This is a genomic window from Pseudoduganella sp. UC29_71, from assembly GCF_042693265.1.
Classification (GTDB): Bacteria; Pseudomonadota; Gammaproteobacteria; order Burkholderiales; family Burkholderiaceae_D; genus Rugamonas.
In genome coordinates this window covers 1,503,934-1,515,725 of record NZ_CP170549.1, presented here as the reverse complement: position 1 = coordinate 1,515,725, position 11,792 = coordinate 1,503,934, and the positions used below count along the sequence as shown (strand labels likewise).

Below are 11,792 nucleotides of genomic sequence, written 5' to 3'. Positions count from 1 at the left end.
TGACGCCATCATAACAGTTCAACCGCCCCCTATTGGTTTCCTTAGGGCAAGGGGGGCGCCGGCTCAGGAACTGGCTTGCCGCAGCAGGCCGGCATGCGCCGCGCGGTTCAGCCTGGGGTGCACCACCGGCACGGTCAGCATGGTGCTGGCGCAGGCCATCAGCAGCAGCGCGGTAAAGGTTTCGTTGGTGATGATCTGCTTGTCGAGCAGGATGTTGGCGAAAATGATCTCGATCAGCCCCTTGGTCTGCAGCAGCCAGCCGATGATGGACGCCTCGCCCTGCTTCCACTTGAGCACCTTGCCGGCCAGGCGCGCGCCGGCCAGCTTGCCGCCCACCGACGCCAGCAGCATCAGCCCGGCCGCGAAGAACACCGGATAACTGCCGATGTCCCACTGCGTGCGCAAGCCCGTGCTGAGGAAGAACACCGGCATCAGCACCAGCAGGATGTGCTTGAACAGCATGTCCAGCTTGCGCTGCTCGAACCAGTCCGCGTCCATCACCACGCCGGCCAGGAAGGCGCCCACCATATAGTGCAGGCCGGCCCAGTCGGCGCCGAAGCTGCACAGCGCCAGCCAGATCAGGGACACATACCAGCGGTCCATCTCGGGCAGCCTGAGCATCAGGCGCCGGAACGCCAGCGTGAGCACCGCGAACGCGAGCAGGAAGCCGGCCTGGCGCCCTACCCGCTCCCAGTCCAGCAGGATCACGGCCAACACGCCCCAGATGGCCACGTCGTCCAGGCTGGCGTAGCGCAGGATGCGCTGGCCCATGGGCTGGCGCAGCATCTCCAGCTTTTCCATCAGCAGCACCAGCACCGGCAGCGCGGTCACCGCGCAAGCCATGCCGATGCCGAGCAGGAATTGCCAGTCCTTGCCCCTGGCGCCTATCCAGCCCGGATAGCCCAGCAACAGCAAGGCCGCGCCGCAGCCGCACAGCAGCGGCACGCCCAGCGCGAGACCGGCCGTGGCGGCGCTTTCGCGGCGGTACTGCCACACTTTTTTCAGGTCCAGCTCGATGCCGGCGATCATCACGAACAGCATCACCGCCCACCAGGCGATACCGTTGAGCGACTGCATCACCGGCGGCGTGAAGATGAATTTGTGATACTCGGGAAACGCCGCGCCCAGCACGCCGGGGCCAAGCAACACCCCGCCGATGATCTGCACGATGACCAGCGGCGCGAAATAGTCGGTCTTGCCCAAGCGCCACAGCAGGTAAGGCGCCGTGAAGATCAGCAGCATGGCGAGCAGGAAAATTTCCGTCGTATTCACAATCGCTCTCCTAGCGGCCTGCGCCGCGCAGCGGTTTGCCGTTCACGTCGTAGCTGGCCGCCTCCAGGTGCACCACGGTACTGGCGGCCTTGCTGCCCGCCGCCTCGGCGGCCTGGGCGGCGTCGGCGGCCAGGATCACCTTGTAGTCGCCCTTGGCCACTTTCCAGGTCTTGCTGGCCGAGTCATAGTCCGCCAGCAGGCGCGGGTCCACCGTGACCGTGGCCTTGACGGCTGCGCCCGGTTTCACGTCCACTTTCTGGAAGCCGGCCAGGCGGCGCGGCGCTTCCCAGCGCGCGCCGAGCGGCGCCACGTAGACCTGGGCCACTTCCTTGCCCGCCACCTTGCCCACGTTCTTCACCGTGAACGAGGCCTGCAGCACGCCGTCCTTGACGGCGGCGCTCAGGCCGGACAGCGAAAACTCGGTGTACGACAGGCCATGGCCGAACGGGAACAGCGGCGTCAGGCCCTTCAGGTCGAACCACTTGTAGCCGACCGCCGCGCCCTCGTGGTAATCGACGTCGAAGCGCCTGTCGGCCACCTCGGGGAAGCCGTCCAGCGCCGGACGGGGCAGCTGCGCCTCCGAGGCCGGGAAGGTAGCCGGCAAATGCCCGGACGGATTGACCTCGCCGAACAGCACGCCGGCGATCGCTTCGCCGCCCTCGCTGCCCGGATACCACGCCTCCAGCACCGCCGGCACCTTGGCCAGCCAGGGCATGGTCACGGGGCCGCCGGTCTCCAGCACCACCACGGTTTTGGCGTTGGCCGCCGCCACCGCCGCGATCAGCACATCCTGCTTGTCCGGCAGGGCCAGGTTGGGCATGTCGAAGCCTTCGCCGGTCCACTGCGTGGCGAACACCACCACCACGTCGCTCTCGCGCGCAAGCCTGGCGGCGGCGGCCGGATCGCTGCCGTCGTTATACGCCACCATCGCCTTCGGCAGGCGCTGCTGGATGGCCTTGAGCGGCGACGACGGGTAGTACATGACCGGGCCGGGCCAGGTCTTGGGCAGCAGGCCGGGCACCGCGTTGCCGCCAGCCGGATACACCAGCGAGGAGCCGCCGCCGGCCAGCACGCCCTTGTCCGCATAGCCGCCGATCACGGCCACGCGCTTGACGGCCTTGTTCAGCGGCAGCACGCCGGCGCTGTTCTTGAGCAGCACCATGCCCTCCTGCGCATCTTTCTTCGACACGGCAGCGTGCGCCTTGAAGTCGATGGTGTGCGCGGCCGGCGCCACCGGATGGTCCACCACGCCGTGCTCGAACATGGCGTGCAGGATGCGGCGCGCCATGTCGTCCAGGCGCGCCTGCGGCACCCAGCCGTTCAGCACCGCTTCCTTGAGCGGCGGGCCGAAGTAGTCGGACAGGTCGAACGGCATGCCGGACTGCTGGTCCAAGCCGGCGTTGGCGGCCGGCGCCGTGCTGTGCACCGCGCCCCAGTCCGACATCACCCAGCCCTTGAAGCCCCAGTCCTGCTTCAGCACTTCGGTCAGCAGATAGCTGCTCTCGCAGCCGTACACGCCGTTGACGCGGTTGTAGGAGCACATCACCGAGCCGGGATTGCCATCCTCGTTCGCGATCTGCAGCGCCAGCAGGTCCGACATGCGCGCCGAGCGGTCGTCTATCTTCACGTTCAGCGTGGTGCGGCCGCTCTCCTGGTCGTTCAGGGCGAAGTGCTTGAGCGTGGAGACGATGCGGTTGGACTGGATGCCCTTGATCTGCGCGCCCACCATCTTGCCCGCCAGCAGAGGGTCCTCGCCGCCGTACTCGAAGTTGCGGCCGTTGCGCGGCTCGCGCATCAGGTTCACGCCGCCGGCCAGCATCACGTTGAAGCCGTAGGCGCGCGCTTCGGCGCCTATCATGGCGCCGCCATCGTAGGCGGTCTGCAAGTCCCAGGTGGCGGCCGTGTTCAGGCCGGACGGCAGCGCCGTGCCGGGGCGCGCGTCGGGACCGGCCTGGCTGGCCACGCCCACGCCGGCGTCGGTCTCCCACAGGTGCGGAATGCCCAGGCGCGGCACGCCGTAGATGAAGCCGGCCGATTGCTTGTGCGCTTCGGCCGGACGCTTGGTCTTCTTGGCGTCCATGTCGGCGCCCAGGTAGCCGTAGACCAGCTTCAGTTTCTCGTCCAGGGTCATGGCGCCGACCGCCAGGCCGGCGCGTTCGGCCGCGCCCAGCTGCGCGTTCATCCAGGGCTGGGAAGCCGGCGCGGCCGGGGCGCTCGCTTCCGTGGCCAGCGCGCTGCCGCAGCAGATGGCCACCGCGGCCGACAGGACACTGATCTGTTTTTTGAATCTCATGGTTGATTCCATTGCTGTTGATTATCGAGTAAAAATCGGGTGAAAATCGGGTGAAAATCGGGTGAAAAAAGGTGGGGCGGCCGGAGCCGCCCCCAAGCTGCCGTCAGGCAGCGGACACAACGGACTACGCGGTGTACTCGGGCCGCATCGGTGCGGCGCGCCAGCAAAACACGGGACAGCCAGGCGCGCACCGGCCTGTCGTACCAGCGCGACAGGGCCAGTGCCAGCAGCGTCACGCCGCAGAACAGAGCGGCGGCGGCGGCCCACAGCGCGGCCCTGGACGGATGCGTCTGCCAGTTCCAGTGCGCAAAGATGTAAATGAACGGGTAATGCACGATATAGACCGGATAGGACAATTCCCCGGCCAGGCGCACCAGCAGGCCCGCCGGCCGGCCCGCCTGGCCGGGCGCGTCCTCGCCCACCGCCGCAGCACCGGCCGCCAGCACCAGCGGGAACAGCACGATCACGCACGCCGCCTCGTACAGCCAGGTGTAGCGGCCCATCGCCGGGGCGCAAAACGCGGCCAGCAGCACCAGCGACAGCACGGCAAACGGATACGGCAGCACTATGCGCAGGCGCAGCCGGTAGACCAGCAGCCCCAACAGGAACGGGCAGGCCAGCCGCACCGGCGCCACCCAGAAGTGGCCCCAGCCCCAGCCATAGCCCAGGTTGCCCAGGTGGTATGCCGTCCCCAGCAGGGCCAGCGCGCTGGCGGCGCACAGGACGAGGTGCAGCTTGCGTCCCAGCCGCGGCGCGAACAGCGCGAACAGCAGGTTGGCGATGTACTCCTGGAACAGCGTCCACGACGGGCCGTTCACCGAATGGGTCTCGCCGAAATAATTGGGCAGCGTCGGCGTGGGCAGGAGCAGCAGGCTCAGGCCGAACGTCAGCCACAGCATGCCGGGCGAGAGCGCGGCGCCGATGCCCTGGGCGCCGCCGGCGTAGGGATCGAGCAGATAGCCGAGCATGCCCGCCACCATGGCCGCCACCACCATGGGGTGCAGCCGGATCAGCCGGCGCAGGAAAAATTCCGTGCGCGTGAGCTGCGGGCCGTGCCGGCCGTCCGCCGGCGCCAGGCGCGCGTCGTAGGCATGGCCCAGGATAAAGCCGGACAAGGCAAAGAAGAAGTCCACTGCGAGAAAGGTGTGCCGCATGGGGTTGGCCTCCAGCGAGGGCACCAGCATTTCCCAGATATGGAACATGAGCACGCTGAACGCGGCGGTTCCGCGCAAGCCGTCCAACACATGAAAATGCCGCTGCGTCATGGTCTGCCCCGCCCTTACCTGGCCGCGTTGACGATGGTGCCGATCACGTCCGGGTAGGCCTGGGTGCCGTCCGCCCGGTTGAACAGGCCGGACTGGTGGTTGGCCGGGTAGCCGTTGTCCCAGTACATCGGCACCACGCCGCGCGTATAGGCGGCGCGCGTGATGTACTGGTCCCAGTATTTGCGGTAGGTGCCGGGCGCGTCGTAATCGCTGCGCAGGCTGGCGGCGTACTCGCCCAGCACGACAGGCACGCCCTTGTCGATGAAGCCGGCCTTCATTTTCTGGAACTGGCCGTCGGTGTAGGACTCGTTGGCCCAGCCCGACGGGTTGGCGGCCTGGCCCCACTTCCAGGCCGTGCTGCTGGTGTCGAGCGTGAAGTCGAAGGGATCGTAATAATGCACTTCCATCATCAGGCGATCGGCGACCCAGTCGCTGGGCATGGCGGCGTTGCAGCTGATGGCATTGTCGATGTTGGTGTTGTAGGCCTGCACCACCAGGTGCCGGCTGGCGTTGTTGCCGCCGGTGCCGCGCACGGCCGTGATGAAAGCCTGGTTGAAGCCCTTCTGCACCGAGCAGTACTCGGCCGTCGGCGGATTGTAGTTCCCGTCCACCATCACCTCGTTGGTGCCGGCAAACAGCAAGGTATCGTCGTGGTTCTTGAAGTTGTTGGCGATCTGGGTCCAGAACTTGGCCAGCCTGGCGTTGGCCGCGCTCTGCTGCGCATAGGTGGGCTGCATCCAGCCGCCGTCCCAGTGGATATTGATCATGGCGACCAGGCCGGCATTGTGCGCGTAGTTCACCACCTCGGCGACGCGGTCCATCCACTGCGGGCTGATGTTGTCGCTGGCGTCCGCGTACTGCTTCCACGATACCGGGATGCGCATGCTCTTGAAGCCGGCGGCCTTGACGCCGTCGAACAGCGCCTGGCTGGCTCTCGCGTTGCCCCAGCCCGTTTCATTGAAATTGGTGCTGCCCCAAACGTAGGCGCCGCCGGTTGCTTCCAGCGAGTTGCCCAGGTTCCAGCCGGGCGACATCTGGGCCGACAGCTGCATGCTGGTGAGGTTGCGCATCACGCCCACGCGCACCGCCCTGGCGGCGCCCGAATTGTAGCTGCCGCTGCCTGCGCTGAACTTCACCCAGTACCAGTAGGCCGTGCCAGGCGCCGCGCTGCTGTCGGTGTAGCTGGTGGCGGACTTGTTCAGCACCGCCACGCGGCTGCGGCCGCTGGCGTCGGTATCGGTGTCGCGGTAGATCTGCACGCCGCTCACGGCGCCGCTGGCGGTCCAGTTCAGCTGGACGCCGCCGGCCGTGCCGGACGCCGTCAGGCACACCGTGACGCCGCCGCCGCTGCCGCAACTCTGGGCCTGCGCCCACGGCGCCGCACAGGCACCGGCAGCCAGCAACACCTTGACCAATACTGTTTTCATCTTCTCCGCCTTTCGTTTGGGTTCGGGCTCCGGCGTCTCCTCCGGGCTCGGGCAGCGATATCGACCCTATTGTGGAAGCAGCGCGGGTGCGCCGCAATTGCAAAATCCGCTAAGGGCAAACATGAAATTGCGCAGGGCGCGGCGCGTGGGTGGACAAATCATTAGCCGCGCCGGTCATTTTCATAATTGCGCGGAGGCGTTGCGCATGGCCACAATCGGCGTCAGCCAGATCGTCCATCCATCCGAAGGAAACAGAATGCCTAAACGAACCGTGCGAACCGCGCGAACCGCGCGAACCCCGCTCTCGTACGCCATCTCCTGCGTGCTCGCCGCCGCGCTGCATGCGCCGGCGGCCGCGCAAACAACGCCGGCTGCGCCGCCGGAATTCCCCACCGTGCTGTATGGCGCGGCCTACTATCACGAATACATGCCCTACGAGCGGCTGGACAAGGACATCGCCATGATGAAAGCCGCCGGCTTCAACGTGGTGCGCCTGGGCGAATCGACGTGGAGCTTGTGGGAACCAGAGGACGGCCGCTTCGAGTACGCCTGGATGGACCGCGTGATCGATGCCATGGGCAAGGCCGGCATCAAGGTCATCATGGGCACGCCGACCTATTCGATCCCGGCCTGGATGGCCAGGCAGAACCCGGAGATCCTGGCGCAGAAGTTCAACGGCGTGAAAAACAGCTACGGCATGCGCCAGAACATGAATACCGACTCGGCGGCCTACCGCTTCTACGCCGAACGCCTGATCCGCAAGATCGCCGCGCGCTACAAGGACCATCCCAACGTCATCGGCTGGCAAGTGGACAACGAGACCGGCACCTATGGCGCCGCCAACGACGATGTGTTCGTGCGCTTCCAGCACTATCTCGAAAAGAAGTTCGGCACGCCGGAAAACCTGAGCGAGGCCTGGTTCCTGAACTACTGGGGCCAGAACCTGCACAGCTGGGTGGACCTGCCGCGCCCGGACGGCGCGCAGAGCACCGGCTACAAGCTGGAGTGGTCGCGCTGGGGCCAGATGCGGGTGACCGATTTCCTGACCTGGCAGGCCAGGCTGATACGCGAGTGCGCTTCGCCGCGCCAGTTCGTCACGCACGATTTCGCCGGCTCGCTGCACGCCGACGTGAACGAAGTGGCGGTCGCGCGGGCACTCGACATGCCGGCGGTGAACATCTACCACTGGGGCCAGCGCGAGTACTACAACGGCGCCGCCCAGACCCTGGACGCCGACTTCACCCGCTCGCTCAAGCGCGGCAACTTCCTGGTCACCGAGACCAATGCGCAGAGCACCGACTGGAGCTCGTCGTTCCAATATCCGCCATATGACGGCCAGTTCCGCCAGGACGTCTACACCCACCTGGCCAACGGCGCCAACATGGTCGAATACTGGCACTGGGCGTCGGTGCACGCGAACCAAGAAACGTACTGGAAAGGCGTGCTGTCGCACGACCTGGAACCGAACCGCGCTTATGCCGAAATGAGCCGCACTGGCCGCGAGCTGCAGAAGATAGGCCCGCGCCTGGTGAACCTGAAGCTGCACAGCGACGTGGCCATCCTGTGGAGCCGCGATTCGCTCAATGCCATCAACGACATGCCGTTCGCCAAAGAGTCGCAATGGGGCGGCGCCGGCACCAGGGCGGACTACGGCTCGCAGGTGCGCCAGATCCACCGCCAGCTGTACGACATGAACGTGAGCACCGACTTCGTGTTCGACGACACCCAGGATTTCTCGGCCTACAAGCTGCTGGTGGTGCCTTCGCTGTACGTGGCCGACGACGCGCTGCTCAAGCGCATTTCGGACTACGCGCGCAAGGGCGGCCACGTGGTGATGGCCTTCAAGAGCGGCTTTGCGAACGAAAACGCCGCCGTGCGCTGGACCATGGCGCCCGGCCCGCTGCGCGAGGCGCTCGGCTTCCACTACCAGGAATTTTCCAACCTGGCGCAGCCGCTGGCCCTGAAGGGCGATCCCTTCCAGGCCGGCGCGGACAACAAGGTGCAGCACTGGGCCGAGTTCCTGGAGCTGGACACGGCCAAGGCGCTGGCCTGGTATGACCACGCCTTCTTCGGCCGCTGGCCCGCCATCACGTCCAACCGGTTCGGCGCGGGCAAGGTGGTGTATGAAGGCACCTATCTGTCGGACAAGCTGCAGAAGGCGGTGCTGCAGTCCTCGCTGCAGGAGCTGGGGCTAACGGGACCGGAGCAGCAGTTGCCGGCCAGCGTGAAGACGCGTAGCGGCACCAACGGCTTCAAGCGCGCGGTGCACTACTACTTCAACTACTCCGGTTCGGAAGTGAGCTTCAGCTACCCGCGCAAGCCCGGCACCCATCTGCTGGCGGGCCGGCGCGTCGCCGCCGGGGAAAAGCTGACGCTGGGGCCGTGGGACGTGGCCATCATCGAGGAAGACGGCAAGTAGGCTGGCAGGTAAATAGGCAGCGGCAGGCCGCCTCAGCGGGGCGGCAGGCGGAAGATGCGCTGGGCGAAGTGGTACAGGTTTTCCGCCCAGCTGTCGCGGTCGTGGCCATATTCATCCACGTTCCACACGTGCGCGATGCCTTGCTGCGCGAGGTGGCGGTGCACACCCTGCGACACCGATATCAGCCCGTCCTTGCTGCCGCACGACAGGTATAGCAGCGCCAGCCGGGAGCGCGCCTGGCCGGGGTCCGGCAGCAGTTCGGCGCCGCTGCGGGTGTTGGGCGCCGGCGAGAAGCCCGCCACCCAGGCGAAGGTGTCCAGATGGCCCAGGCCAAAGTTCAGCGCCTGGCCGCCGCCCATGGACAGGCCCGCGATCGCACGCTGGCGGGCGCCGGCGGCGGTGGGATAGCGGCTCTCGACCGCCGGGATCAGCGTCGCCAGCAGTTCGTTTTCGAACCGGGCGAAGCCTTCCGCGTGCGCGGAAGTGAACATGCGGTCGGCCGGCGGCGGCCGGTCGTCGGGCAGCGCGCGGCCGTTCGGCATCACGACGATCATGGGCACTGCCTTGCCGGCAGCGATCAGCTGGTCCAGGATGGCCTGGGCGCGCACATAGCCGCGCCACTCGTCCTGGTTGCCGCCGATGCCGTGCAGCAGATACAGCACCGGATAGCGGCCGTCCTGCGAATAGCCGGGCGGCAGATAGACGCTGGCCTTGCGGCGCGTACCGGTGACGGGGGAATCGTAGCTCAATTCTTCCACCCTGCCCTGCGGCGCGTTGGGTTGCGTGTCCGCGAAGCCGGCCGGCGGCGGCGCGAAGACGCGCACATCGTCCGGCGCCAGCACCACCGGCCGCGCAAAATTGGCGCGCGCCTCCCGCGCGCCGTCGTCCTGCGCCGCAGCGCTGCCGCAGCCAAGCAGCGTCAGGCTGAGCACCATGGTGCCAAGCGCCATCTTGCTGAGCGCCATCGTGCCGGGCGCCATCGTGCTGCGCGCCATGGTGCCGGGCGACGGCGCGCTGAGCGACCTGGCGCGCATCATGGCTTGGCCGCCTGGCGGCCGGTTCCGTCTGCGGATACGGTCGGCAGCACGGGCGACAGCACCACCACCGCACCGCCCGACCCCGCCAGCGCCAGCCTGATGCTGCTTTTCGCCGTCGCCTGCATTTCGCTAGTCTTCAATTGGTTCACATCCTTCCCGTCTTGCAGGATCTCGGCACGGTAAGTCACCCCGCCCTGCACAAAGGACAGCGGCACATCCAGCGTGCGCGCGCTCTCGTTGGTCATGGCGCCAATGTACCACCTGTCGCCCTTCCTGCGGGCGGTAACGATGTACTGGCCGATGTCGCCCTGGACCACGCGGGTCTCGTCCCAGGTGGTGGGCACCTTGCCGATGAAGGCCGCGCCGTCCGCCCAGCTGCCGTCGGCGTTCCTGTAGGCGTCCGGACTATCGGCCACCATGGCCAGCGGCGAATCGTACACCACATACATGGCCACCGCCTGGCCGCGCGTCGTCTGCACGAAGGGCCGGGTGGAACGGATCTGCGCCGGGAACTGCTGCGGCGGCAGCGAACGGAAGCCGCCGGGCGTGTAATCGATCGGCCCCAGTATCATGCGCGTAAACGGCAGCGTCACATTGTGGGTCGCGGTGATGCGCTTGCTCCACTTGTTGTACTCGGCGCCCAGCACGCCTTCCTGCGTCATATAGTTCGGATAGGTGCGCAGCAGGCCGTCCGGCGGGTAAGCGCCATGCAGGTTCACCATCAGGCGCTGCGCGGCGGCCTTGCCCAACAGCTTGTGATAGAAGCCGACCATGTCCTGATCGTTGCGGTCCATGAAGTCAACCTTGATGCCCTTGATACCCCAGGAACTGTACAAGGCCAGCGCATCGTCCATTTGCCGGTCGAGCTGCTTCCACTGCAGCCAGACCCACACGCCGATCCCCTTTTCGCGCGCGTACGCGACGATGCCGGGCATGTCCATCTGCGCAACCGGCCGCAGCACGTTGGCCTGCGTCGGCGTTTCCGCACTGCCCTCGTACCAGCCCTCGTCGATGAGGATGTAGTCCAGGCCCAGCGAGGCGGCGAAATCGATATAGGCGCGGTAGGTGGCCGTGTTTACGCCGGCGCCGGGAATGCCGGCCGCCCAGCCGTTCCACCAGTCCCACGCAGCCTTGCCGGGCTTGATCCAGCTGGTGTCGGCGATGGCGGACGCACTGCCGAGCGTCGGGATCAGGCTGGACGCCGTCAATCCACCCGGCGTATCGGCCAGCATCACCACGCGCCAAGGCGTGGCCAGCGGCGCTTGCGCCAGCGAGGCGCGCACGGCGGGCCGGGACCAGGACGCATCCTGACCGTCGTGGGGCAGCGGCGACAGGGACACCTGCACGCCCAAGCCGCCTTCGCCACGGCCGCTGTAGTAGGCGCCGGCGTAACCGCGCTTGTCCGCCTCGGCGATGGCCAGGGTGGTCTGCTTCACGCCGGTCTTGCACACCAGGGGCGCGTCAAACAGGTGGGCGGGCCGGATGGCCGACGCGGGCACGGCGTCGAACTCGCCCTCGTGTGAGTTCTCGTAGCGCCCGGGATTGAAGCCCCAGCACTTGTAGTCGGCCGGGAAATGGAAACCGGTGGCCTCGCCGGTAATCTCGACATCCTTGTCCTGTGCCTGCTGCGGCAGCACGTAGCGGATCGCAATGCCGTCGTCGTAGGCCCGCGCGATGACATTGACCTTGACAGGCGAGCGCTTGCCGGCCAGCTGCAATTCAACCTGGCTGTAGCGGTCGGCCACGCTGGCGGCCTTGCCGGCAACCGGCCGGTAGACGTCGTTGACGCTCTTGCGCTCCACGCCGCTCACTTGCAGCGTGCCGCCGTCCAGCGGACCGAGGCTGGTGGCCAGGCCGAGCGGGGACGGCGAGATCACGGTCACGCCATCGCGGCTGACGGAATAGGCGAGCTTGCCGTCGCGGGCAATCAGCTCCACCCGCGTGCGCTGGTCGGGAGAGACGGCCACGTAGGACGGCTGCGCGTGGGACGGCGCGGATACGGCAAGGGCAAGTGCCGCGGCGGCGGCACGGAGGGGTGTGTAATGCATGGCTTCTCCTGGCAATGGCTATTTGAGCAGT

Annotated in this window: 7 protein-coding genes; 1 reads left to right on the top strand and 6 read right to left on the bottom strand. The window is 67.0% G+C overall.

The annotated features are described in order from the left end of the window. Window positions 1-63: 63 nt before the first annotated feature. Genes ACFJI2_RS06805 through ACFJI2_RS06790 form a run of 4 tightly spaced genes read right to left on the bottom strand, consistent with a single transcriptional unit; the run spans window position 64 to window position 6,257 of the window. Entirely contained in the window at window positions 64-1,272 is a 1,209-nt protein-coding gene (locus tag ACFJI2_RS06805; RefSeq protein ID WP_377704319.1) for a cation:proton antiporter, read from the bottom strand. A gap of 10 nt (window positions 1,273-1,282) precedes the next feature. Then, window positions 1,283-3,565: a glycoside hydrolase family 3 C-terminal domain-containing protein gene (locus ACFJI2_RS06800; RefSeq protein WP_377704318.1), complete on the bottom strand. Its 2,283-nt coding sequence runs from the start codon at window positions 3,563-3,565 to the stop codon at window positions 1,283-1,285. Next, window positions 3,562-4,830 (bottom strand): acyltransferase family protein, encoded by a 1,269-nt coding sequence (locus ACFJI2_RS06795; protein WP_377704317.1) that lies wholly within the window; start codon window positions 4,828-4,830, stop codon window positions 3,562-3,564. The genes ACFJI2_RS06800 and ACFJI2_RS06795 overlap by 4 nt, the downstream gene beginning before the upstream one ends. Window positions 4,831-4,844: 14 nt before the next feature. Further along, window positions 4,845-6,257, bottom strand: coding sequence for a cellulase family glycosylhydrolase (locus tag ACFJI2_RS06790; protein ID WP_377704316.1), 1,413 nt, complete (start codon window positions 6,255-6,257; stop codon window positions 4,845-4,847). Between the two features lie 256 nt (window positions 6,258-6,513). On the opposite strand from ACFJI2_RS06790, the gene ACFJI2_RS06785 reads away from it, so the two are divergent. Then, entirely contained in the window at window positions 6,514-8,676 is a 2,163-nt protein-coding gene (locus ACFJI2_RS06785; protein WP_377704315.1) for a beta-galactosidase, read from the top strand. Between the two features lie 32 nt (window positions 8,677-8,708). Here ACFJI2_RS06785 and ACFJI2_RS06780 read toward each other — a convergent pair whose 3' ends face one another. Both ACFJI2_RS06780 and ACFJI2_RS06775 read right to left on the bottom strand, forming a co-directional pair. Continuing rightward, on the bottom strand, window positions 8,709-9,713 hold the full coding sequence (locus ACFJI2_RS06780) for an alpha/beta hydrolase (RefSeq protein WP_377704314.1): 1,005 nt from the start codon (window positions 9,711-9,713) through the stop codon (window positions 8,709-8,711). Further along, window positions 9,710-11,761, bottom strand: a complete 2,052-nt coding sequence (locus ACFJI2_RS06775; protein ID WP_377704313.1) for a glycoside hydrolase family 97 protein — start codon at window positions 11,759-11,761, stop codon at window positions 9,710-9,712. Before ACFJI2_RS06775 ends, ACFJI2_RS06780 begins: the two co-directional genes overlap by 4 nt. Window positions 11,762-11,792: the final 31 nt, after the last annotated feature.